Genomic DNA, 24618 nt, shown 5'->3' with positions numbered 1-24618 from the left:
CTCAGCCCGCCTTGCCCGACTTACGCGCAGCGAGAAAACGCCACGTTGCCAAGTCGCTGTCGTGGAACTGATAGCCCGCGTTTTCGAGCGTGCCACGCAGTTGCTGTGCGTCAGCGCTGTCTTCCTGCCCGGTCCGCACCAGCTGCTCGTAGCGGCGGATGTCGTCCTGCAGGGGTAGCTCAGGCTCACGTTGTGTACCCATGACCTTGGCTAGGGCATCGCCGGACTCGTGCGCCAGCGGGCTGAAATCGGGCTTGCTGGCTTCGAAGCTGCTTTCCTTGGCCTCGAGAATTCGGATGTTGTCGCGGCTGACGGTGGTCAGCACCTGCGGGCTATGCGTTGTAACGATGAACTGGATGCGAGGGAATGCAGCGATCAACTGGGCGAGGATGACCTGTTGCCAGCGGGGATGCAGGTGCATGTCCACTTCATCGATCAGAACCACGCCACAGGTTTGCCGCGCAGCCTCTTGCCCAAGATGCGGGTTGAGCTTGATGCAGCGGTAGGCGATGTCACCGATCATGGCCAGCACACTGCGAATGCCGTCGCTGAGTTGATCGGCGTTGAGGGTGCCGTACTCGTCATGGCGGAGGACCAGCGACTTTTCCTGGCTGACGCTGTATTCAAGCGAGTGCCAGCCTGTTGCCGGCCGCAGGAAACTGTCTATGGCTTCACGTACAGCCTGCACACGCTGCTGCGCCTGTTGTAGTAGGAGCGGGTCCGCGCGGCGATCTAGTTCCTTGAGCCGCTGCTCCTGATAGCTTTCCGAGGCCCAGATGAACCATGCTTTGAAGTGTTTATAGGTGGAGGCCGGGTCCAAGCAGTCGCGGTAGGCGAAGGTACGGATATAGAAATCCATGTCCTGGGTTTCATCCCTGGCCTTCTGCGACTTGGTCAGCTTCTTTTCGGACCAGAGGCGGCCTGTGCCGTAGTAGCCAAAAACGCTCAAGCCCTGTGGGTCGGACTGGGGGTCGCGGATACGCTGCTGCAGATCTGCCGCCCATTGCTCCATGCGGCGTGTGTTGGCGTCGCTCCTGGTTTTGCTGTTCGCTTTTTCGCTTTCGCGGTAGCGCTTCCACACCGCTGCTCCGGCACCGTAGTCACCCCGCACCTCGAGTCGCGTCGGCAGGCAGCGGGACATGCTTCCATCCGGCATTCTCTGCAAGCGGACATCCTTGATGGTGATGCCATTTGCCGGGTCGTTATAGCCACTGGACGCCAGATCGAAGCTGCTGACGAAGGGCCACAACGCGATCCGAAGCGCGTCCAGAACCGACGATTTGCCCTGCCCATTCTCGGCAACGAGTACGGTCAGCCGCGGATGGAGCGCTATTTCAAGCGATGGAAAACATCGAAAGTTGCTCAGCGTGAGCCTGTTCAAGCGCATGGGGCCGTACTCCTGCCAAGCAGTTCATTGAGATCCAGATTGATGCTGGTGACGGCCCAATCCGGCTCCTGGGTGAAGGGGCGTCGAATGTAGAACGGGCCTTCTACATTGTCACCTTCAGCCAGCACGACTGCCAGGATGAACTTGTCGGCCTGATTGAGCCCGTAGAGGATCTCGTTGCGGGTGACGGTGATGGTGGCGGCGCCCTTGGCGCGCCCCTTGACCTCGATGTGGCGAGCGGGCGGTAGGCGACCATCGATCGGCCCCGGCAGGCTGGTGACGTCCCAGCCGCACTTCTGCGCGGACACGTCGATGACCTCATGGCCAAGGGCGCGCTCGGCATCCATGACGGCCCGCATGGCGATGGCCTCGATGCGGGCGCGGGCGGCGGCGTCCGCGCTCCAGCCGGGTTCCCCCCGCCGTTGCAGCAGCAGCCCCTGCGGGATGACCAGCGCGCCACCAACCACCGTGGGCGTGCTTGAGATCACATGGCGCATAGCCTGCAGCTCGGCGGTGCGGGTTTGCAGTCGAGCGGAGAGCTCGTCCAGTGTGCGCAGGGCGTTATCGTAGTTGAGGCGCGGCTGCTTGCCGGCTGCGACGTCGTCCTTGAGCTTGATCGAGCGGTCCTGCCAGTAGTTGATCTCCTTGACCAGCCGTTCATGCACCGCGGCGAGTGTCTTGTCGACCTGCTGTACGCGGCGGGCGCGGACTTCCTCGAAATGCTCGGGCACCAGATGGGTGGAGGCGTGAACGAGCGCCCGCTGCTCCAGTTGATTGGCTTGACCGGTGGCGACCCAAGGGGCATCGAGCACGTCGCGGATGCGGGCGAGGTCGTCGTCAGCGATGGGTTCAAGGTCGAGGTGCGGCGCCCAACCGGCATGGATGGCCTGGCCGTCGGGGCGCTCATTGGGGTTCACCTCCACGAACTGCATGCGGCGCGAGACGATGCGGTTCTGGTCCGCGCCTTCCTTCACGGCGTGATCGACGATGAACATCAGCCGCGGAGTGACCCCGAGGTCTGCCGGATCGACCAGCACCGCGCCCTGCTTGAGCTTGTTGCGATGCTGTTCCAGCACGATGTCGGTGACGGCCTGCATCAGCGGATGGCCGGGGTGCAGGAGGCTCGCCATCTTGGCCTCGGCGCGGCCGGGCACGCGGACGTGGTCCTTCTCGAAGCAGACGCGCTCGTAGCGGCGCAGCACCGGCTCGTTGTAACGCCGGTCGCGGCCGGCGATCTGCCGGTCGCGTTCGCGGATGATGGCGGGTACATGAGTGATCTCGGCGCGGCCGGCTTCGCGCGGACGCAGTTCGCCTCCGAGCGACTGGAAGGCCTGATTGAAAAAGGCGCGGATGAAATAGGGCTGCAGCTTGCGGGCTTCGGCCTTCTCCATCTCTTCCTTCACCGCATAGAGGCGCTGCGGGTCCATGACCTCTTCACACAGCGCGTTGCGACGGATGATGGTCTGCAGGTGGTCGGTGTCGAGCGCGCCTTCGATCTTGCGGAAGAGCTCGGCCTTGCGCGCGGGGTCTTCGCCGTACTTGATGGCATCGATGAGCAGCTCGCGGAGGCTCTTTTCCTCGAACACTTCGCCCAGGATGTCGAACACCCGCCCGCCCAAGGCCTTGCGCTCGACTTCCAGCTTGTCAAACAGGCGCTGGAACACGTCGCCTTCGCGGGTCTCGTTGGCGACCATGTTCCACAGGTGGCAGATTTCGGTCTGGCCGATACGGTGGATGCGGCCGAAGCGCTGCTCGATGCGGTTGGGGTTCCAGGGCAGGTCGTAATTGACCATGAGGTTGGCGTTTTGCAGGTTCACGCCTTCACCGGCCGCATCGGTGGCGATGAGCACGCGCACCACCGGGTCGTTGCGAAAGAGCTCCTGCACCTTGCGCCTGTCCTCGCGCTTGACGCCACCGTGGATGACCACCACCGCCTCTTCGCTACCCAGCACGCCGCGGATCTTCACGGCGAGGTAGTTCAGGGTGTCGCGGTGCTCGGTAAAGACGATGAGCTTGCGCTGGCGGCCGTCGGCATCGCGCATCTCGGGCGTGTCCTGCAGCAGGCGCGAGAGTTCGTCCCACTTGCGGTCCTGGCCGGAATGCACCACTTGGCGGGCCTGCTCTTCCAGCCCTTCGAGGATGACGATCTCGGCCTGCAGTTCAACGATGGTGCGGGCGGCGGTGGCCTGATCGACGACCGATTCCTCGAACTCTTCGTAGTCTTCCGGGGCGAGGTTGTCGGGGGCGTCCCAGATGTCCTCGCCGGCGCCGTTGGTGAACACGCTGTTGGCGAGCACTTCGCCGCGCTGGCGCAGCTTCTCTTCTTCGACCCGGCGTTGCAGCTTGGTCCGGCGACGGCGCAGCGACTGGTAGATGGCCTCGGGGCTGGAGGCGAGCCGGCGCTGCAGTGCGGTGAGCGCGAATCCGACCGTGCCGCGGCGGGCACCGTCTTCGAGTTGGTCGGCGCGGTTCATCTCCGTCTTAACGTAGTCGGTGACGGCGCCGTACAGCGCGGCTTCGAGATCCGAGAGGCGGTAATTGACCGTGTAGGCGTGGCGCTCGGGAAAAAGCTTCGTGCCGTCGAAGCGCAGCATCTCTTCCTTGACCATGCGGCGCATGAGGTCGGACACATCCACCTTGTGCGCGCCGTCGCGGAACTTGCCGTAGAAGCGATCGGAATCGAGCAGCGACAGGAAGAGCTGGAAATCCTCTTCCTTGCCGTTGTGCGGTGTCGCAGTCATAAGCAGGAAATGCCGGGTGATGCTGCCGAGCAGTTCGCCGAGCTGAAAGCGCTTGGTCTTGTTGATCTTGTTGCCGAAGTAGTTGGCCGAGAGCTTGTGCGCTTCATCGACCACCACCAGATCCCAGCGCGTGAGCTGAAGCTTCTGTAGCAGGTCATCGTTGCGCGAGAGCTGATCGACCCGGGCCACCAGCAGGTCGGTGTCCTCGAACGGGTTGCCGCTGGCGCTGTTCTCGACGAGGTCGCGACCGAAGATGCGGAACTCCAGCCCGAACTTCTCGCGCATCTCGTCCTGCCACTGCTCCACAAGGCTGCCTGGGGCGACGATGAGCACGCGGCGGGCGTCGGCGCGCATCAGGAGCTCGCGGATGAACAGGCCCGCCATGATCGTCTTGCCCGCGCCGGGGTCGTCAGCCAGCACGTAGCGCAGCGGCTGGCGTGGCAACATGGACTCGTAGACCGCGGTGATCTGGTGCGGCAGCGGTTCGACGTTGGAGGTGTGCACCGCCATCATCGGGTCGAACAGATGCGCGAGGTTGATCCGCCACGCCTCTGCCGCGAGCTTGAACGCTTCGCCGGGCGCATCGAAGGCCCACGGGCGGCCTTCTTCGGCGACGGACAGGTTGGCCTCGTCGTTGCGGAACACCATGCGTTCGCCGAAGCGTCCGTCGGCCGTCTTGTAGACCACGGTGAGCGCGTCGGGGCCGACCGGCTCGGTGGCGACGACGCGGACGATCTGGCCCATCTCGATACCAACCAGCGCGGTGTTCGGGGTGATCTGTTCGAGCTTGAGCATGGGCGGCGGGGGCGTGGTTGGGTGCGGCGAACGGACTTGGCATTATACCGATCGCAACCATGCCCCATGGCGGAGCATGGCTGGACGAGTTGCCGCATGCACTCACGTTGTTTCGGCGTGATCACGACGCGGCAGCCTTCACGCGCGTGGATCCGCTTTGCCCCGCGGATTTTGGTGGATACCGGGCTGGATACCGAAGCCAAGATTACCGTGAATTTTGTGGTAACCGAGGTGGTAACTGGCCCTGTGGTAACCAACTACCTGCTGACTGACGTTATGCCTCCGGGCTCAAGTCCTCCGAGACAATGGCGTCCTCGCGCGAGCAGGTCGCTGAAGCTCGATTTCCGTGCGTACTGCCGTGCGTACCGCGCTGTGCGTACTTCAGGGTTGGTCGCCCGCGGCGAGCTACTCCTCGTGAATACGCTTCAGTGCCGCCCGGTGCTCCCTCAAGGCCCGAGCGAGCACCCGCAGCTCTGCGCGCAGCCCGCCTTTGAAGGCATTACGCGAAGAGGCGGCTTTACCCTCAGCCGTGGTCGGCCCCGCTGCCTGCGCCCACGGTTTCCAAGTGCGGATCAACTCTGCCTGTCGTGCCCGCCGCTCCGGCGTCCAACCGCTTGCCATCACTGCTCTCCAATAGTTCGTTCTGCAGAGTTTCGGTTTTTCTCGCGCGACCGCCGGGCATCGTGCCGTTGTTGTTGATCTGCTGCGGGCCGGTCGTCAGGTTCGCCTGCTTCGCGATCAGCACCGGCGGGCTCTTGATCGCAGCGAGCGCTTCGAGCGTCGAGCGACTCTGTGATTGAGCGCGCAGTGCGAGCTTGAGGAAGGTCTCGAAGTTGGGCATGTATTCGGCGCTGAAGGCACGTTCCGTCAATCTGGCAAACAGGGTCTGCAGCGCCGTGGCTTGCCCGACGAGCATCGCCTCGACCTGGGTCAGATCCCCGGCATTGACCACCTTTGCCTGCTCACGGAGTTGGTCGATCAGCGTCGGGACATCTACGGCCTCGCCGAGCCCCACCTTCGTATCGGTGGCATTCAGGACGCGATGGGCCGCGAGTTCAGGGCTGGTGTAGATCTGGGCGAACTTGCGCGCGAGGGTGACTTGGTCGGCGTCCTTGGCGACTTCGATCTGTACGTCCTTGCGGGGAAAGTCCGTGCTGGCTGCGGTTTTGGTGCGCGTCGGCTTCTTGGTCGAGCTCATGTCTTCTTTCTCCTGCTGCGGCTATTCGAGCGGCTCGACGTCGGCCCCCGTCCAGACCAATCTCACTTCCGCTTCGGTCGCCCCCTGCGGGCAGGCGACCGTGAAGGCCGTTCGCAGCGGCGGGCGGATGATCCAGATGCGGTGCAGGCCGGCGATGCGCTTCTGTACCTCGCGGAGGACTGCGGCACGTTGCTCGCGCAGGCGGGGTGCCCACTCCTTCACTGCCGCGTGGTCACCACGCAGGCCGACGCGATTTCCCTTTAGCACAAAGGTCACGCCAGACTTCGCGGCCTGTTCGACAAGGTCGGTCACAGCCATTCGTCGGCCTCCTCCGCTTCTTCTTCCAGAACGGGGGGTTCTTCCGCAACACCGCCACAACCCAGCAATGGCAAGCGTTCTAGCGTTGCGGCAGCGTTTTGTGTGGCTGCAAGTTGCGGGGCGACCGCAACGCTCAATCCCGGTGTCGGCACGGCTTGTGCCGTTGTGGCGGGAGAATGGGCTGTGGCAGCAACGTAGCGCGCGAAGGCGTCATCGAAGTCGCTGAGCATGTAGCCTTTGGGGGTGGTGTGGCCGATACGCACGGTTCTGGAAATGATCTTGAACTCGTGCAAGCGCTTGGCCAGTTGCTTGGCCGTCATCGGCTTTCCACGGTTGAATGCAGCCCACGACTTTTCGTCATCTGCGCACAGCGCCTCAAGCAGTTGTCCGGTGCTGATTCGGTCGACACGCTTGTGATCGAAGATCTCGCGGATGTCTTCCAGCAGCTCTTGGCCGACAGACTTGGCGTCATCAGCGGCGCCTGACAGTGCAATGGCTGCCTGACGAGCCAGTTCCGGCCAGCGGCCCCCCGCAACATCGGCGATCGCAAGCAGGAACTCCCAGTTGTCGGCAGCGCGGTCGTTGAGCACGTCGGGGATGTTCGGACGATGCGCACCGAAGCGGTCTTGGTTGTCCTTCGCGAACCGAACGATGCGCTGGGTGATCCGCTCAAAGCCGCGACGATCCGCATGGCGCAGCTTTTCGGCTGATTCCCCAGGAAGTTTTCGGCGCAGCTCGATAATGATGCTGCGGTCGTGCAGGGTCGTCGATTGACCGCCGATGCTGGCAATGGCCTTCGCCCCCCAGGTCGAGAACTTTCTCGGCTCGAAGTCTTCGCCCACGGTACGAATGACAAATGCAGTCGGGCGAGTGTGGCCACTGTTGATGATGCCGTTCAGCTCGGGAGAGTCCTTCAGGAACATATCGGCTTCGTCGATCAGCAGCGTGGGTGCCCACGCCTCGATACTGCGGAATAGCGCCGGCGCGGTGATGTTGGCAGCTGGCAGCGCGCGGTATGACAGGCGTTGGATCAGGCTCAGGGCCGTTGTCTTGCCGCACCGCTTCTCTGCCGACTTCAGCATCAGGATCGGCGCCACCTCAGCGGCGTCGATTGCATGCGTGAAGACGATCCACAGGGCCATTGCGTGATCTGCGTGCTTGGGCGCCACCAGATAGCGCCCGATCAGCGCTGACAGGTCGTCGAGCAACTCGCCACCGTCCACCGGCAACGCCCATGGCGTGACCTCAGGGAACAGTACTGCGTTGCCTGCGCCGTCGTCAGCCACAGGGCGCTGACCCTTGACCATCTTGTCGAGGGTCGCAGTACGCACGCGAATCTGCTTGGCGGCCTCACCGCGGCGTTGCTCGTACTCCACAAGCGGCAGCGCGGCGAGCTCTGCGATAAACGCTTCATGGTCGTCGGGCTGCGCCTGATCGAGTGCGGATGCAGCCATCTGATCCAAGAAGCTTTGGCCGTTGTCGAGGTGGTTATCCATGACGCACTCCTGCGAGATTCAGTCCCGTCTGGATCCGACCGACGGCGATAGCCAGACGATCGCGGTCCGCACCGGTCAGCGCAGCGCTGGTGCGGATGGCTGCCGCTGCCGCGAGGATCACCAGTGCCTCGAAAGCGAGCGCGCGAAGCACATCGGCAGCGGGAAAGGGACGGCGCTCCCGCGGCAGATGTCCGTCCACACGTTCGGGGAACAGATCCTCGATGCTGAGGCCGATCGCAGCGAGGATGTTCTGCGTCGGCTCGCCGCCGAAGTCGTGAATCAGGAGGCGACCATCGTCCAGTTCGCGCCACGTGCCGGACATCGTCCTGTCGCGGCGCGTCGGGACTCGGAACATGCCGTGGTCGCGGCCGGTAGTCTTGTGGTCGACGAGACTCAAGAACTTGTCGCGAGGACTCATTACAGGACCCCCACGAGCAGCACAGCAGCCACCAACGCCAGCGCGACCAATCCGAGCAGTTCGGTCAGGATGTAGCCGCAGCTCTTGCGCTTCCAGCCGCGTTTCAGTTTGTGACTCAGGCGAGCGGGTTTCGCGAGATCGAACCAGCCCAGGGACGGGGGATGCGCGGGGGCGCGCTGCAGTTCGTCTTGACAGCGGTCGCGCGGCGGGGGCGTGAGGCTTTTCTTGCTCATGGCCTGCCCCTTACGCACGGTTGCGGGCCTGGGCGATGCGATCAGCCAACCATGCGTCGACCTCATGCTCGAGCCAGCCGACGGAGCGTGCGCCCAAGGGGATCGGTGCCGGGAAATCACCGCGCTTGATGCGGTCGTACATGGTCGAGCGCGGCAGCCCAGTGCGGCCCTCGACCTCACGGCGTTTGATGATGCGGGGATGTACTTCTGCGATTGCGGCCATTTTCATTCCTCATATGTCGAAGGAAGACCGAAACGCTCCATTGCGTTCGGTATGGCCGAATCTTGGTGAAATGCCGCAGCCTGAAATAGCTGGGTGGGTTCGGAAAACCTACCCACTACAAGGCGGGGGTGGGTAGGTGGGTTCGCTGTGACAGAAAGATATCTTTCGCGCCCTACCACCCATAAACACCAGTACTGGCAAGGCTTTTGTGGGTGGGCGGGTTATGTGCCGGGGGTGGGCGGGTTACTCGCCGGGCGTCGCCGTTGCACCGCCTGTGACCTTCCAGTTGGCAACCTTCACAACATCAGCAATACCTTGGTTGTTCATGCCTCCATCCCAAGTCAGGCCAAGCTCACGGTATCTGGACTCAAGCCATTCACGCATGGCGACAGTTGGTGCCTTACCTCGCAGCAGGTTCTCGTCGTCCATGGCCTGCCATAACTTCACCGCCGCAGCGAGCTTTGCCGAATAACGCGGATGGTTCGGGTCAAGGTAATCCGGCGCGTCGCTTTTCTCCGGAAAGAAGAAGCCAGTACGAATGCCTCGACCGAAAAGCCACTCCCGTAGTGAATCAACTTCAACACGTGATACGTTCAAGTCAACGGTGCCGGGAATTTCATCGGACGGACTACCGTTGAGGTCCGTATCGTAAAGCGGAACGAAATGCCCCCTGATCGCACCGCGCCGCAGCGCGCTGGCGATCCCGGACTTTGCCGCCTCATATCCACGCGGGCGCTGATGCGGCCGCCAATCCTCGCAGTACGCCCCGTTCTCTCCTGCGGGGTCGACACCCGCAAAAAGCAGTGCGGCCTCCCGCACGCTCAAATCTTCACAAACCCGCCAGCAGTCCAGATCGTCCATATTGCGCCCCATTGGCGTTACATCTTCGAGAAAAGACCGCACCCACCGGCCAAGGGAATCCCGTTCTCAGCCGCGGGAATCAGCCGTGGCCTACGTGCGGCACAATCATTGCGCACCTCGCCTCAGGCAGCGTCCTTGGCCTGCAACGCGATGACATCAGCGCCAGCCTTCAGCCTGTCGAGATAGTCAGCCCATTTTTGCATCATGGCCTTGCGAGCCTTCAGAAACTTCGTCCGGTTGTAGGCTTCACCCAGCGCATCCGGTACGCGGTGCGCCAGTTGATGTTCGATCACATCGCGGTCGACACCGAGCTCTTCATGCAGGATGGTGCGCGCCATAGCTCTGAAGCCGTGGCCGGTAATCTCGGTCTTGGTGTCGTAGCCCATGCGCCGCAGCGCCGCATTGATGGTGGCGTCGGACATGGGCTTCTTCGGGTCACGCCCGACGAACACATGCTGGCGATGGCCGGTCAGCGGATGCAGGTCTTTGAGGATCGCCAGCACCTGCTGAGATAGTGGAACCGTGTGCTCACGCCGTCGCTTCATGCGCTCGGCAGGGATGCGCCATTCTTCCCGCTCGAAGTCGATCTCGGCCCACTGCGCTCCGCGCAGCTCACCAGGACGGACAAAGACCAGAGGCGCCAGCCTCAGCGCCGACTTAACAACGAGCGTGCCCTTGAAGGCGTCCATCGTTCGCAATAGCGCCCCCACTTCTGCCGGGCTGGTGATCGCCGCGAAATGTTCGGCCTTGGGCTTTTTCACCACTCCGCGGAGATCTGCCGTCGGATCGCGCTCGGCACGTCCCGTCGCGACGGCGTACCGCATGGCTTGGCCGATGTTCTGCTTCGCCCGGTATGCGGTATCCGCCGCACCTCTGTCTGCGATGCGCTGGCAGCAGGTCAGCACGTCCATAGGCTTGATGTCCGCCACCGGCATCTTGCCCAGCCAGGGAAACACGTCTTTCTCCAGCCTGCTGATGACCTTCTCGGCATGGCCGGCTGCCCATCCAGACGACACGCGCTCCTTCTCGAACCACTCGCGCGCGGTTGCCTCAAAGGTGTGCTCGACCTGGGCGATACGCTCCGCTTTCTCGGTCTTGCGCGCTTCACTCGGGTCGACGCCCGCGGCGATCAGTTCTCTTGCGTCATCGCGTCGAGCGCGCGCTGCCTTGAGTGACACCTCAGGGTACGCCCCCAAGGCGAGCAGCTTCTCCTTGCCGTCGACCCGGTACTTGAGCCGCCACAGCTTGCCGCCGCTCGGCGCAACCAGGAGAAAAAGCCCCTTCTCATCGGCGTGCTTGCGCGCTTTCGCCTCGGGCTTAAGAGCCTTGATCTGCGTGTCGGTCAGGGGCATTTGGGGGTATCTCCGGCTGGGGGTACGCTGGCTTTCGCCTCATACCCCCAACTGTACCCCCACTCACCTCCGGCTTCCACCGTACCTTTTCGGACTAGTCTGGACGTAAAAAAGCCCGGAACCCTTGATTTCATTGGGGTTTCCGGGCTTTCTCGGACTACTTTGGAAGTGTTCGTGGTGGACCGAAGGAGGATCGAACTCCCGACCTCTGCATTGCGAACGCAGCGCTCTCCCAGCTGAGCTATCGGCCCTGAAAGAGCGCGCATTATAGAGAGCCGCCCCCGTAAATGGAAGCCCCTGCGACGAGTCCTGCACGGTCCTGGCGCGACAACCCGCTTTCACGCGCCGCGGCCTTGGGGCTTATGCCTCCGCGCTGCCCGACCCCACGGCCGCGCGGCCAAGGCGGTCGGCGACCGCGCGCCAGCCCGGACCACCCGGAAGCGCCTCGATCAGGATGAAGTCTGCTCCCACTGCGTCGAGTGCACGCAGGCTGGCGTACAGGCCCTGCGCGTAGGTGGCGGGTTCGGCAGGCAGGGTGCGCCAGGTCAGCCGTGCGTCGCGCGGGTCGGGCGTGGAGTGGGCGAGGACGGTAACGCGGCTGCCCTCGCCCGCGAGCGCGACGGCTTCGTCGACGAGCAGCGCGGGCTCGACCAGGCGCAGAGGCGTGCGCGGAGCGTAGTGGGCGGCCAGCGCGCCGGAGACGCGCGGGGCGGCGTCGGCTGCGGCGGGCGGGGCCGCGCCCTTGCCCCCGGCGCCTGCAAGGTCCGCACGCCCCTGCCCGGCCGCCGTCTCATCGACCGCCGGCTGCGGCTCGCCCCGCACCCGCGGCCGGCGCCCGATCACGCGCGCGATGTCCTCCGGGCCGATCGCACCCGGACGCAGGATCTCCGGCACGTCGCGCGAGAAGTCGAGGATGGTGGATTCGATGCCGACCTCGCAGGCGCCGCCATCGAGGATCATCGCCACGCGCTCGCCGAGTTCTTCGTGCACGTGCGCGGCGGTGGTGGGACTGATGCGACCGAAGCGGTTCGCGCTGGGCGCGGCCAGGCCGCCGTCGAAGGCGCGCAGCAGCGCGAGCGCGACCGGATGCGCGGGCACGCGCAGACCGACGGTGTCCTGGCCGCCGGTGACCTCATCGGGCACCTCGGGCGTGCGCCTGAGAATCAGCGTCAGCGGGCCGGGCCAGAAGGCGCGGGCGAGCGCGAGCACGTCCTTGGGGATGGTGGCGGCCCACTGCGGCAGGTGTTCCGCCGAGGGCAGGTGCACGATCAGCGGATGGTCGGCGGGGCGGCCCTTGGCGGCAAAGATCTTCTTCACCGCCGCAGGGTCGAGCGCGTCGGCGGCGAGGCCGTACACCGTCTCGGTCGGCATGCCGACGATGTCGCCCGCGCGCAGCAGGGCCGCGGCTTCGGCGATGGCCGCAGGCGTAGGCGATGCGATGCGGCCGCGCGGTGCGGCCCCGGTGGCGCTCATCGCTGCGCGCTCACTCGTCGCGGATGCCGATCGCGGCACGCGCGCCGAGCGCGCGCTCGAGCACGGCCTCGGCATCGTCACCGGTCACGACGAAGTGGCCCATCTTGCGTCCCGGACGGGCGTGATGCTTGCCGTACAGGTGCAGGCGCAGGCCGGGCACGGCGTGCACCACCGACCAGTCGGGCTCGCGGTAGACGCCATGACCCTTGCCGTCCTCGTACCACAGCTCGCCGAGCAGATTGACCATGACCGCCGCCGAGTGCTGGCGCGGCGTGGCCAGCGGCAGGCCGCACAGCGCCCTCACCTGCTGCTCGTACTGGCTGACGTCGCAGGCGTCGATGGTGTGGTGGCCGCTGTTGTGCGGACGCGGCGCCATCTCGTTGACCACCAGCTCGCCGCGACAGACGAAGAACTCCACGCCCAGCGTGCCGATGTAGCCGAGCTTGTCGGCGATACGCTCGGCGATCTCCTGGGCGTTGTCCCTCAGGCAGGCAGATGCGCGCGCCGGCGCGATGGTCACATCCAGGATGCCGTTGCGGTGGCGGTTCTCGCCGGTCGGGAAGCAGCGCACGGTACCCGCCTCGTCGCGCGCCAGCACCACGGAGACCTCGTAGTCGAGCGCCAGCATCTTCTCCAGCACGCAGGGCTCGCCCTTGAAGTGCTGGAAGGCGGCCACCGCCGCGTCGCGATCGGCGACGCGGGCCTGGCCCTTGCCGTCATAGCCGAAGCGGGCGACCTTGAGGATGGCCGGGAACAGGCCGGCGTTGGCATTGCGCACGTCGTCCTCGCTGCGGATGACCGCGAACGGACCATGCGGCAGGCCGTGCTCGGCGAGGAAGGTCTTCTCGGCGATGCGGTTCTGGCACACCGCGACCGCGCTCGCCGCCGGGTGCACCGGGATGAACTTGGTCAGGTAGTCCAGCGTGTCGGCAGGGACGTTCTCGAACTCGGTGGTCACCGCGGCGCATTCGCTGCCGAGGGTGTCGAGCGCGACGTAGTCGTCGTAGGCGGCGACCAGGTGGCGGTCGGCGATCAGGCCGGCGGGGCTGTGCGGGTCGGGGTCGAGCACCCAGACCTTGTAGCCCATCTCGTGCGCAGCCGAAACGAAAAAGCGGCCGAGCTGGCCGCCGCCGAGCATGCCAAGGGTGGCAGGCGGGAGGATCATGATGCGGCTCTCAATCCAGGGTCATGTCGAGCACCGCCTGGGTCTGGCGGGCACGGAAGTCGGCGAGCTTCTGCGCCAGCGCGGCGTCCTCGATCGCGAGCAGCGCGACCGCGAACAGCCCGGCGTTGGCTGCGCCCGCCTCGCCGATGGCGAAGGTGGCGACCGGAATGCCCTTGGGCATCTGCACGATGGAGAGCAGCGAGTCCTGCCCCGACAGCGCCTTCGACTGCACCGGCACGCCCAGCACCGGCAGCGTGGTCTTGGCCGCGACCATGCCCGGCAGGTGGGCCGCGCCGCCCGCACCCGCGATGATCGCCTTGAGCCCGCGGCCGCGCGCGGCCTCGGCGTATTCGAACATCAGGTCGGGCGTGCGGTGGGCGGAGACCACCCGCGCCTCGAAGGGCACGCCGAAGTCTTCCAGCATCTTCGCGGCGGCCTTCATCGTGGGCCAGTCGGAGTTGGAGCCCATGATGATGCCGACGACGGGTTTGGTTTCGCTCATCTCGCGGTCCTTATTTGCCGGCAGCGAGTCTGCCTTCACTCGCGGCGCGTTCGGCGGAAATCACGGTGTTTTCCAGCAGCATGGTGATGGTCATCGGCCCCACGCCGCCCGGCACCGGGGTGATCGCGCCGGCGACTTCCCTGGCCGATTCGAAATCGACGTCGCCGCACAGCTTGCCGGCGTCGGGCCCGTCCTGCAGGCGGTTGATGCCCACGTCGATCACGATGGCGCCCGGCTTGATCATGTCGCCGGTGAGGAAGCGCGGCTTGCCGATCGCCGCCACCAGGATGTCGGCGCGGCGGGTGTGGAAGGCCAGGTCCCTGGTCTTCGAATGGCACACGGTGACGGTGGCGCCGGCATTGGTCAGCAGCATCGCCATCGGCTTGCCGACGATGTTCGAACGCCCGATCACCACCGCCTCGGCGCCCTGCACCGGCGTGTCGCCGGTCTCGAGCATCTTCATGACGCCATGCGGTGTGCACGGGATGAAGGCCTCGCGGTTCTGCGACAGGCGACCGACGTTCTCGGCATGGAAGCCGTCGACGTCCTTCTTCAGGTCGATCGCCTCGAGCACCGCCGCCTCGTCGAGGTGCTTGGGCAGCGGCAGCTGCACGAGGATGCCGTGCACCGCGGGGTCGGCGTTGAGCGCGGCGAGCTTGGCCATCACCTCTTCCTGGGTGGCGTTCTCGGGGTAGTCGAAGCGCAGCGAGCGGATGCCGGCCTTCTCGCAGGCGGCGACCTTGTTGCGCACATACACGGCCGAGGCCGGATCGGCGCCGACCAGCATGACCGCCAGGCAGGGTTGCACGCCGCGCGCCGTGAGCGCGGCCGCACGTTCGGCGATTTCGCCGCGCACGCGCGCGGAGAGCGCGTTGCCGTCGATGATGCGAGCGGTCATCCTTCAAGCCCCCAAAAAGCCCGTGATTTTACAGCAACATGCGGAGCGACCGGGAGCCCGGGATCGCGTGCGGTGCAAGGTCCCCACCCGCGGCGCACCCGGGCCGCAGGGGTCAGGCGCCGAAGGGCGGGCACTTGAGGCCGGCGGCGGTGATCACGCCCCGGTCGCTCATCTCGCGCACGGTGAGGGTGAATGCGCCGATCTCGACACGGTCGCCCACCACCGCCGCCCGCCCCAGGCGGGCGAGCATGAGCGCGCCCACGCTGAGGCGACGCTCCTGCTCGGCGATGCTCAAGCCATAGGCGTCGGCAAGATCCCCCGCGAGGCACTCCGGGTCCACGACGAACTCGCCGAAGAAGCTCGCATTGGCGCTGAGCTCGCCGCCGGTTCCGCCGAAGAGGCGCGCGATCTGGTCGGCAATCGCGTCCGGGGCCACGAACCACACCGAGTCGCCCGGGATCATGCGCGTGTGCGCGGTCAGCGGATGCAGGCGACGTGCGCGCACCAGCGCCACGCAGCGCACGTCCTCGCCGGGAAACTCGTCGGCCACGCTGTCCGGATGCCGCCCCTCGGCGCGCGATCCGCCTGCCACGCAGTACTCGAGCAAGTCGACCGCCGCCTCATCGCCCACCCAGACCTCCCGCTTGTCGCGCGGCTCGTCGCGCGGCGGCACCTCCACCTTCAGCCAGCGCGCCGCCAGCGGCACGGTGGCGCCCTGCACCAGCAGCGACAGCAGCACGACGGCGAAGGCGACGTTGAACAGCAGCTGCGAGTCGGGCACCCCCATCACCACCGGCACGATCGCCAGCACGACCGGCACCGCGCCGCGCAGGCCGACCCAGCTGACGTAGGCGAGCTCGTTACGCTTGTAACGGAAGGGCGCCAGGCCGATCAGCACCGCGAGCGGGCGCGCGACCAGCATCAGGAACACCGCCATGGCCAGGGCCTGCAGGCCGTGCTCGAACAGGTGCGATGGCGTAACCAGCAGGCCCAGCACGACGAACATGCCCGCCTGTGCCAGCCACGCGAGACCGTCCATGACCCGCAGCACGTGCTCGGTGGCATGGGTACGGCGGTTGCCGACCACGACCCCGGCCAGATAAACGGCGAGGAAGCCGCTGCCGTTGAGCAGGTTCGTGGCGGCGAAGACCAGCGTGCCGCCGGACAGGATCAGCAGCGCATACAGGCCCTCGGGCAGGGTCAGCCGCGCCATCAGGCGGGCAAGCACCCAGCCGCCGGCGAGCCCGAGCACCGCGCCGAGGCCGAGCTGGCTCACCAGCAGCCAGACGAAGCCGCCGAGGCTCGCGCGCTCCGGCTCGAGCAAGGTGCCGACGAGCGCGGTGACGAGCAGGATCGCCATCGGATCGTTGGCGCCCGACTCGATCTCCAGCGTCGCCTGCACGCGCTCGTTCAGGCGCACCCCGCTGTTGCGCAGCAAGGCGAACACCGCTGCCGCGTCCGTCGACCCGACGATTGCCGCGAGCAGCAGGCCGAGCCGCCAGTCCACGTCGAGAATCCAGGTGGCGAAGACGCCGAGCAGTGCAGCGGTGCCCACCACGCCCCAGGTCGCCAGCACCGCGGCCGGCTTCAGGGCCACCCGAAAGCTGCTCACCCGCGTGCGCAGGCCGCCGTCGAGCAGGATGACCGACAGGGCAGCCTGCGCGATCAGCGAGGCGATGAAGAAGTCCTCGAAGACGATGCCGCCCGGCCCGTCCTCGCCCGCGAGCATGCCCACGCCGAGAAAGAGCAGCAGCAGCGGCAGGCCGAGGCGCGCGGAGATGGTGCTTGCCAGCACGCTGATGAACAGCAGCAGGCCGGTGAGCAGGAAAAGGGCGTTGATTCCGGTCATTCAGAGGGTGCGTTGATTGTCGGTTTGCGTGCCGCCTGCGCGCAGGCGGCACGGGCGCAGATCGCGTCGGCGCCGCGGTGCGCTTCAGCGCAGGGGGGCGCTCGGTTCGAGCGAGACGACGTGCTGGACGAGTTCGGCCAGCGAATGCGCGCCCATCTTCTCCATCACGCGGGCACGGTGGACTTCCACCGTCTTGATGCTTATGCCGAGCACGTCGGCGATCTGCTTGTTGAGCTTGCCGACGATGATCAGGTCGAGCACCTCACGCTCGCGCTGGGTGAGCTGCTCCAGCCGGCGGGCGGTGTCGGCCTCGAGCAGGCGCTTGTCGCGCGTCTCGCGCTCGAGCTGGAGGCACTGCTCGACCAGGCACAGCATGTCGCGCTCGCCGAAGGGCTTCTCGATGAAGTCGACCGCGCCCTTCTTGAGCGCGGAGACGGCCATCGGGACGTCGCCATGGCCGGTGATGAAGACCACCGGCAGCCCGCAGCGGCGGCGGCCGAGCTCCTCGAAGAGCTCCAGCCCGCTCATGCCCGGCATGCGCACGTCGAGCACGATGCAGCCGGTCATCTCGGGTGCGCAGGCGGCGAGGAAGGCCTCCGCGGAGTCGTGGGCCGCCACGGCATATCCGTTGGCTTCGAGCATCCAGACGAGCGAGTCGCGCAGGGCTTCGTCGTCATCGACGATGTGAACGATCTGGTCAGGCGCTGCGGGCAATCCGCTCACTGGCAGTCTCCGTCGGCAGGGTAAACGAGAATATGGTACCGCCTTCGGGGTTCGCATCGACAAGCAATCTGCCGTTGTGGAACTCGACGATGGAGCGGCAGATGTTCAGGCCCATGCCCATGCCTTCGGTCTTGGTGGTGTAGAAGGGTGTGAACAGTTGCTGCCGGCCCTCCTCGCTGATGCCGTGGCCGCGGTCGATCACCGCGACCTCGATCGCCGCGTCGCCGCAGCCTCGCACGCGCACGGTGAGCACGCGCTGCTCGGGCGGGGTATCGGCCATCGCATCGAAGCCGTTGCGGATGAGGTTGAGCAGCACCTGCTCGATCATGATGCGGTCGGCGAACACCAGCGGCAGGTCGGGCTCGATCTCGGTGTGGATGCGGGTACCGGTGCGGCGCGCGTCGATGTCGGCAAAGCCGATCGCGTCGTCGAGCACGTCGGTGATCTTCACCGCACTGCGCCGCGGCTCGCTCTTCTTCACGAACTCGCGCACGCGGCGGATGATCTTGCCGGCGCGCTCGGCCTGGAAGCTCGCCTTCTGCATCGCGGCGAGCACGTCCTCGGTCTTCGCGTTGCCCGCCTGCAGTCGCGTCACCGACCCCGCACAGTAGTTGGCGATCGCCGACAGCGGCTGGTTGAGCTCGTGCGCCAGCGTCGAGGCCATCTCGCCCATGGTGATCAGGCGCGCGGTGCGTTGCAGGCGCTCTTCCTGCTGGCGGGCCACCTCGGCGGTCTGCTTGCGGTCGGTGATGTCGGTGGCGATGCCCATGCGCACCACGCGGCCGTCCACCCAGCGTGTGGCCTGCTCGCGCACGTGGTACCAGCGCCCGGACAGCGGATGCTGGAGTTCGCCGTCGAAGAGCTCGCGCGGCACGTCGGCCGGCAAGAGGTTGCGCGGATCGATGCGGTAGTCGCCGCGCTCGGGCTGCGGCACCGCCACCCCGCGCACGGTGCGCCCGACGGCGTCGAAGCCATGGATGCGCTTGAAGGCGAGGTTGGCGAACAGGATCTCGTCGGTGCGCGCGTCGGCCACGAACACCGCGGCGTCCAGCCCATCGAGCACCGCCTCGAAGCGCTCGTGCGCCGACTCGAGCGCCGCGCGCACGCGCTTGGGCTCGGTGATGTCGGTGATCGAGGCCATCCAGCCGGTCTGGCGGCCGGTGAGGTCGATCAGCGGCGAGAGATAGAAGCGCGCATCGAAGCGCTCGCCGTTCTTGCGCTGGATGCGCATCTCGAAGCCGCTGCGCGGGGCCTGTCCGGCCAGCGTCATCGCCAGGTTGCGCTCGCACACTTCGCGCTGCTCGGGCGGCCAGTAGGGGAACGGCGGCCCGGCCCCGAGCAGCTCGTCCTCGTCGAAGCCGATCATGCGGCAGAAGGCGCTGTTCACGTAGATGATGCGGCCCGTGAGGTCGATCGCACGCAGGCCGGTGACGACCGAGTCCTCCATCGCCTTGCGGAAGGCGGATTCGGCGCGCAAGGCGTCCTCGGTGGCCTTGCGGCCGGTGATGTCGTGCGCCACGGCATACACCAGGCGCTCCTCGCGCACCGGGTTGATGCTCCACACCAGCCACTTGTAGCGGCCGTCGGCGCAGCGGAAGCGGTTCTCGAAATTCACCGCCTCGCCGGCGGCCAGGCTGCGCAGCATGTCCAGCGTCGCGGCAACGTCATCGGGATGGACGAAGTCGATCAGCGACAGGCCGGGCAGGCGCCCGGGATCGTGGCCGAGCACGCGCTCGAAGGCGGGGTTGCAGCGCCGGAAGCGACCGTCCAGGTCGACCACGCACAGCATGTCGAGCGAGAGGTTGAACAGGCGGTCGCGCTCCTTCTCCACCTGCACGCGGCGCAGCACATGGCGCCGCAATGACCACAGGCTCCACATCACGATCAGCGACAGTCCGAGGATCACCCCGGACGGCAGCATCCGCGCCAGCGCGCCGCCCGGGCGCAGCGCCATGGCCTGCAGGGCCATGCCGTTGCCCGGCGGCTCGAGCGCGAGCGTCTGGGAGAGGAGCGCGTCGCCGGCGGGCAGCGCCGAGCTGAGCGCCAGCACCTCGCCCGCCGGATCGAGCACCGCGAGCCGGTACTTCTCCGCGAACCAGTCCGGGGCGAGGCGGCTGATCATGCGTTCCACCGAATACACCGCGACGATCACGCCGACGAACTCGCCACGGCGCTGAACCGGCGCATGAAGCTCGAACACGACCCCGCCCCTCGAGCGGAGGTAAGGCAGACCGTAGGTTGGGCGCGAGGACAGGGCGCTCCGCTGGAAGGCCTGCACCTGGGCGTCGACCAGGGCCTCGCCCGCGAGCCAGTCCTGATTGTCGAAGGGCGCAGCCCAGCGGATGACTTGGTCCCGCCCCACCCAGGCGATGTTGGTGAGCGCCGCGTTGGCGGCGAGGTGCTCGTTGGCGGAGAGCTGAAAGCCGTCGTAATCGAGGGAGCCTGCGGCGAGGTCGCGCGCCATCTGGCCGAGAAACTCCTCGGTGCCGAACATGGCGCGGCGGATCGCCTGCTCGGTCCATTGCAGGTCACGCGCCAGCCCGTCGCGCTCGACCGCCGTCTCGCGCGCCTGCAGCAGCCAGACGAGGGCAAGCATGGCGAGGGCGAACAAGGTCACCGCCACATATGGCACGGCCCAATACCAGCGCGGCGAGGAGGCCTGAACGGCAGCGGGCTCTTGCATGAGGACGGACGGCGACTTTGCGGGCGTGAGGAGAGTCCGCGATTCTTTACCATGGACCGCGCCCTCGTCATCCGGTCTAACCCTTACCGCGGCAATTCCACTGGCATTAGCCTCGATGCCGTCGCGCAGGCAGACAGTCCGGGTTTTCGCCAATACTTGGGAGCGGGTACGCTGCCTAGAGTGCAGACATGTGCTCGCTGATCGCGCTGTTTCGTCGCGCCCTCCCCGCCGTGCTGTTGATCGTGCCGCTCGCGCTGGCACACGCAGCATCGGCACAGGCCCCTCAGGTCGGCAGCACGAACGGGACGAGCGAACGCGCGCCGGTGCGGATCGGGGTTTCGGGGCCGTTCTCGGGGCCGTCATCGCCAATGGGCTTGTCGATGCGCACCGGCATCCGCATCGCGACCGCCGAGCTCAATGCCGCAGGCGGCGTTCTCGGACGACGCATCGAGCTGGTCGAGCGCGATGACGAGGCGAGCAACGAGCTCGGCGCGCAGATCGCCCGCGACTTCGTGAACCGCGAGCGTGTGGTCGCCGGCCTTGGCATCGTCAATACCGGCGTCGCGCTCGCCAGCCAGCGCCACTACCAGAACGCGCGCATCCCGGTGATCACCTCCGTCGCCACCGGCACCCTGATCACGCGCCAGTTCCAGCCCCCGGAGTTCCCCCAGAACTACGTCTTCCGCGTATCGGCCAACGACACCCTGCAGGCGGCGGTCATCGCGGACGAGGCGGTCGTGCGCCGCGGCTTCACCCGCCTCGCCATCCTCCACGACGCCAGCAACTATGGCGTGCTCGGCAGCGCCGACCTGGCCGCCGCCCTGCGCGGCCGGGGCGTCGAACCGGTGGCGGTGGAGCGCTTCCAGCTGCGCCAGACCGACATGCAACCCCAGCTCGAGCGCGCACGCGCGGCGGGCGCTCAGGCTGTGCTCACCTACGGCATCGGCCCCGAACTGGCCCACATCGCCAACGGCATGGCGCGCATGCAGTGGAAGGTGCCGATCATCGGCAGCTGGACGCTGGCGATGTCGAACTTCATCGAGATCGCCGGCCGCAACGCGGAAGGCGCACGCATGCCGCAGACCTTCATCCAGGCAGCGCACACGCCCAAGCAGTCCGCCTTTCTCGAAGCCTGGCAAAAAGCCACGGGCAGCACCCGGATTCCGGTGCCGCCGGCCGCGGCGCAGGGCTACGACTCGATGCTGCTGCTGGCCGCCGCCATCCGCCAGGCGGGCAGCGTCGAAGGCACGCGCATCCGCGAGGCGCTGGAGAACCTGCAGGCGCTGGTCGACGGGGTCGTCATGACCTACCACCGCCCCTTCTCCGCGGACAACCACGAGACCCTGCATTCCACGCAGCAGATCCACCTGGGCGAGATCCGCAACGGCGAAGTCGTCTTCGCCCGCGAGGGCGAGCCCCCACGCAACCCGCTGCCCTGACCCCGGATACGGAGCGAGTGACACACCGGTTCAGCGAAAAGTTATTGCACATTGCGAAAACACGTTTTATATTTCGAAAAGTCGGCCGTGCGCCAACCGGCATGGTCGTGCTCGCAACAAAAACCGTTCTGCCCTACAGGGCAGGGATCGCCAACCGAAAGTCATGAGGAGACGAACCATGACCGGAAACAGCAACGTTCTGCCGCACACCGACACGGACCCGCAGGAAACGAAGGAATGGCTGGAGTCGCTGGCCGCCGTCGTCGAACACGAAGGCCCGCAGCGCGCGCACTACCTGATCGAGACCCTGATCGCCACCGCGCGCCAGGAAGGGGTGAACATCCCGTACTCGGCCACCACCGAGTACATCAACACCATCCCCGCCGAGCAGCAGCCGCCCTACCCGGGCGATCCGGACATGGAGATCAAGCTGCACTCCTACATCCGCTGGAACGCCATGGCGATGGTCGTGCGGGCGAACAAGAACACCAACGTCGGCGGCCACATCGCCTCGTTCGCATCGGCCGCGGCGCTCTATGACGTCGGCTTCTCGCATTTCTGGCACGCGCCCTCCGAGCAGCACGACGGCGACATGATCTACTTCCAGGGCCACTCGGTGCCCGGGGTGTATGCGCGCGCGTTCATGCTCGGCCGCCTGTCCGAGGAGCAGATGGACAATTTCCGCCAGGAAGTCGGCGGCAAGGGCATCTCGTCCTATCCGCACCCCTGGCTGATGCCGGACTTCTGGCAGTTCCCGACCGTGTCGATGGGCCTGGGCCCGCTGTGCGCGATCTACCAGGCGCGCTTCATGAAGTACATGGCCAGCCGCGGCATGATCGACGCCGCGCGCGCAGAGCAGCGCAAGGTGTGGGCCTTCCTGGGCGACGGCGAGACCGACGAGGTCGAGTCGCTCGGCGCGATCGGCATGGCCGGCCGCGAGAAGCTCGACAACCTCGTGTTCGTGATCAACTGCAACCTGCAGCGCCTCGATGGCCCGGTGCGCGGCAACGGCAAGATCATCCAGGAGCTCGAAGCCGGCTTCCGCGGCGCGGGCTGGAACGTCATCAAGGTCATCTGGGGCACGGCCTGGGATGCGCTCTTCGCGCGCGACAAGAAGGGTCTCCTCAAGCAGCGCATGATGGAACTCTGCGACGGCGAGTACCAGACCTTCAAGGCCAAGGACGGCGCCTACGTACGCGAGCACTTCTTCAACACGCCCGAGCTGCGCGCGCTGGTGGCCGACTGGACCGACGACCAGGTGTGGAACCTGAACCGCGGCGGCCATGACCTGTTCAAGATCTTCTCCGCCTACAAGGCCGCCAGCGAACACAAGGGCCAGCCCACGCTGATCCTGGCCAAGACCATCAAGGGCTTCGGCATGGGCCAGGCCGGCGAGGCCATGAACATCAGCCACCAGCAGAAGAAGATGGACGTCGAGGCGATCCGCCGCTTCCGCGACCGCTTCGGCCTGCCGGTGCCCGACGACAAGCTCGAGGAACTGCCCTACCTCAAGTTCGAGGAAGGCTCCCCCGAATACAAGTACATGATGCAGCGCCGCATGGACCTGGGCGGCTTCCTGCCCCAGCGCCGCACCAAGGCCGCGCCGCTGGCCGTGCCCGCGCTGGATGCGTTTGCCGCGCTGCTGAAGGCCTCGGGCGAAGGCCGCGAGCTGTCGACGACGATGGCGGTGGTGCGCATCATGAACACGCTGTTGAAGGACAAGCAGATCGGCAAGCACATCGTGCCGATCGTCCCCGACGAGAGCCGCACCTTCGGCATGGAGGGCATGTTCCGCCAGTACGGCATCTGGAACCAGGAAGGCCAGAAGTACGTGCCGGAAGACCATGACCAGCTCATGTTCTACAAGGAAAGCCAGACTGGCCAGGTGCTGCAGGAAGGCATCAACGAAGCGGGCGCGATGGCCGACTGGATCGCCGCCGGTACCGCCTACAGCGTGCATGGCGTGCAGATGGTGCCGTTCTACATCTTCTATTCGATGTTCGGCCTGCAGCGCACCATGGACCTGTGCTGGGCGGCAGCCGACCAGCGCACCCGCGGCTTCCTCATCGGGGGCACCGCCGGACGCACCACGCTGAACGGCGAAGGCCTTCAGCACGAGGACGGCCACAGCCTGCTGATGGCCAACATGATCCCCAACTGCATCAGCTACGACCCGACCTTCCAGTACGAAGTCGCGGTCGTCGTGCAGGACGGCATGCGCCGGATGTTCGCCGAACAGGAGGACGTCTACTACTACATCACGGTGATGAACGAGAACTACGAACATCCCGAGATGCCGGTGGGCGCCGAGGCCGACATCCTCAAGGGTCTGTACGCCTTCCGCAAGGGCGCCGAGAGCAGCGGTCCGCGCGTGCAGCTGATGGGTTCGGGCACGATCTTCCGCGAGGTGATCGCCGCCGCCGAGCTGCTCAAGGCCGACTGGGGCGTGGAAGCCGACATCTGGGGCGCGCCCAGCTTCAACGAGCTCGCCCGCAATGGCCAGGACGTCGAGCGCTGGAACCTGCTGCACCCGATGGAAGAGCCCCGCAGCTCGCACGTCGCGCAGAAGCTCGACGGCGCGAAAGGCCCGGTCATCGCCGCCACCGACTACATCCGCATGTTCGCAGAGCAGATCCGTCCGTTCGTGAAGAACACCTACGTCACGCTGGGCACCGACGGCTTCGGGCGCTCGGACACCCGCGAGCAACTGCGCCACTTCTTCGAGGTGGATCGCCACTGGGTCACGCTGGCCGCGCTGAAGGCGTTGGCCGATGACGGCGTGATCGGCCGCGACAAGGTGGCCGCGGCGCTGGTCAAGTACAACCTCGACCCGTCCAAGCCGAACCCGATGTCGGTCTGAGCGC

At 66.3% G+C, this 24618-nt stretch carries 19 protein-coding genes and 1 tRNA gene; 2 read left to right on the top strand and 18 right to left on the bottom strand.

Going from position 1 to position 24618, the window contains the following annotated elements; all coding sequences use genetic code 11:
* Nucleotide 1: 1 nt before the first annotated feature.
* From AAG895_RS06245 to AAG895_RS06160, 18 genes are all read right to left on the bottom strand, one after another.
* Complete coding sequence (locus AAG895_RS06245; protein WP_345794659.1) at nucleotides 2–1387, bottom strand: AAA family ATPase; 1386 nt, start codon at nucleotides 1385–1387, stop codon at nucleotides 2–4.
* Nucleotides 1378–4923: a helicase-related protein gene (locus AAG895_RS06240; RefSeq protein WP_345794658.1), complete on the bottom strand. Its 3546-nt coding sequence runs from the start codon at nucleotides 4921–4923 to the stop codon at nucleotides 1378–1380. Before AAG895_RS06240 ends, AAG895_RS06245 begins: the two co-directional genes overlap by 10 nt.
* A gap of 523 nt (nucleotides 4924–5446) precedes the next feature.
* Nucleotides 5447–6121, bottom strand: coding sequence for a hypothetical protein (locus AAG895_RS06235; RefSeq protein ID WP_345794657.1), 675 nt, complete (start codon nucleotides 6119–6121; stop codon nucleotides 5447–5449).
* Nucleotides 6122–6142: 21 nt separating this feature from the next.
* Entirely contained in the window at nucleotides 6143–6439 is a 297-nt protein-coding gene (locus AAG895_RS06230; RefSeq protein WP_287366233.1) for a hypothetical protein, read from the bottom strand.
* Nucleotides 6430–7935 carry a DUF3631 domain-containing protein gene (locus tag AAG895_RS06225; RefSeq protein WP_345794656.1) on the bottom strand — a complete coding sequence of 502 codons (1506 nt, stop codon included), beginning with the start codon at nucleotides 7933–7935 and terminating at the stop codon, nucleotides 6430–6432. The genes AAG895_RS06230 and AAG895_RS06225 overlap by 10 nt, the downstream gene beginning before the upstream one ends.
* A complete protein-coding gene (locus tag AAG895_RS06220) occupies nucleotides 7928–8332 on the bottom strand; it encodes a hypothetical protein (RefSeq protein WP_345794655.1) in 405 nt (134 codons plus the stop codon). The genes AAG895_RS06225 and AAG895_RS06220 overlap by 8 nt, the downstream gene beginning before the upstream one ends.
* Nucleotides 8333–8352: 20 nt before the next feature.
* Nucleotides 8353–8586 (bottom strand): hypothetical protein, encoded by a 234-nt coding sequence (locus AAG895_RS06215; protein WP_345794654.1) that lies wholly within the window; start codon nucleotides 8584–8586, stop codon nucleotides 8353–8355.
* A gap of 10 nt (nucleotides 8587–8596) precedes the next feature.
* The gene (locus tag AAG895_RS06210; protein WP_345794653.1) at nucleotides 8597–8809 is read right to left on the bottom strand and encodes an AlpA family transcriptional regulator; all 213 of its coding nucleotides are present in this window, start codon (nucleotides 8807–8809) and stop codon (nucleotides 8597–8599) included.
* Nucleotides 8810–9052: 243 nt separating this feature from the next.
* Nucleotides 9053–9670 (bottom strand): hypothetical protein, encoded by a 618-nt coding sequence (locus AAG895_RS06205; RefSeq protein WP_345794652.1) that lies wholly within the window; start codon nucleotides 9668–9670, stop codon nucleotides 9053–9055.
* A gap of 122 nt (nucleotides 9671–9792) precedes the next feature.
* The gene (locus AAG895_RS06200) at nucleotides 9793–11022 is read right to left on the bottom strand and encodes an integrase arm-type DNA-binding domain-containing protein (protein ID WP_345794651.1); all 1230 of its coding nucleotides are present in this window, start codon (nucleotides 11020–11022) and stop codon (nucleotides 9793–9795) included.
* A 175-nt stretch (nucleotides 11023–11197) separates the two neighbouring features.
* Nucleotides 11198–11273, bottom strand: a tRNA-Ala gene (locus AAG895_RS06195).
* Nucleotides 11274–11382: 109 nt separating this feature from the next.
* Nucleotides 11383–12495, bottom strand: coding sequence for an L-threonylcarbamoyladenylate synthase (locus tag AAG895_RS06190; RefSeq protein ID WP_345794650.1), 1113 nt, complete (start codon nucleotides 12493–12495; stop codon nucleotides 11383–11385).
* A 10-nt stretch (nucleotides 12496–12505) separates the two neighbouring features.
* Nucleotides 12506–13660, bottom strand: a complete 1155-nt coding sequence (locus AAG895_RS06185) for a 5-(carboxyamino)imidazole ribonucleotide synthase (RefSeq protein WP_345794649.1) — start codon at nucleotides 13658–13660, stop codon at nucleotides 12506–12508.
* 10 nt (nucleotides 13661–13670) lie between these two features.
* Nucleotides 13671–14162 (bottom strand): 5-(carboxyamino)imidazole ribonucleotide mutase, encoded by a 492-nt coding sequence (gene purE, locus AAG895_RS06180; RefSeq protein ID WP_345794648.1) that lies wholly within the window; start codon nucleotides 14160–14162, stop codon nucleotides 13671–13673.
* Between the two features lie 10 nt (nucleotides 14163–14172).
* Complete coding sequence (gene folD / locus AAG895_RS06175) at nucleotides 14173–15060, bottom strand: bifunctional methylenetetrahydrofolate dehydrogenase/methenyltetrahydrofolate cyclohydrolase FolD (RefSeq protein ID WP_345794647.1); 888 nt, start codon at nucleotides 15058–15060, stop codon at nucleotides 14173–14175.
* A 112-nt stretch (nucleotides 15061–15172) separates the two neighbouring features.
* Nucleotides 15173–16909, bottom strand: a complete 1737-nt coding sequence (locus tag AAG895_RS06170) for a potassium/proton antiporter (RefSeq protein ID WP_345794646.1) — start codon at nucleotides 16907–16909, stop codon at nucleotides 15173–15175.
* An 84-nt stretch (nucleotides 16910–16993) separates the two neighbouring features.
* Entirely contained in the window at nucleotides 16994–17632 is a 639-nt protein-coding gene (locus AAG895_RS06165) for a response regulator transcription factor (protein ID WP_345794645.1), read from the bottom strand.
* The gene (locus AAG895_RS06160) at nucleotides 17607–20315 is read right to left on the bottom strand and encodes a PAS domain S-box protein (protein ID WP_345794644.1); all 2709 of its coding nucleotides are present in this window, start codon (nucleotides 20313–20315) and stop codon (nucleotides 17607–17609) included. The genes AAG895_RS06165 and AAG895_RS06160 overlap by 26 nt, the downstream gene beginning before the upstream one ends.
* A 188-nt stretch (nucleotides 20316–20503) precedes the next feature.
* Here AAG895_RS06160 and AAG895_RS06155 point away from each other — a divergent pair, with 188 nt between their 5' ends.
* Entirely contained in the window at nucleotides 20504–21754 is a 1251-nt protein-coding gene (locus AAG895_RS06155) for an ABC transporter substrate-binding protein (protein WP_345794643.1), read from the top strand.
* Between the two features lie 178 nt (nucleotides 21755–21932).
* Nucleotides 21933–24614 carry a pyruvate dehydrogenase (acetyl-transferring), homodimeric type gene (gene aceE / locus AAG895_RS06150; RefSeq protein WP_345794642.1) on the top strand — a complete coding sequence of 894 codons (2682 nt, stop codon included), beginning with the start codon at nucleotides 21933–21935 and terminating at the stop codon, nucleotides 24612–24614.
* The last annotated feature ends 4 nt before the right edge of the window (nucleotides 24615–24618 follow it).

Source organism: Thauera sp. JM12B12 (assembly GCF_039614725.1).
In the GTDB taxonomy this organism is placed as follows: domain Bacteria; phylum Pseudomonadota; class Gammaproteobacteria; order Burkholderiales; family Rhodocyclaceae; genus Thauera.
This window is presented reverse-complemented; position numbering and strand designations above follow the sequence as displayed.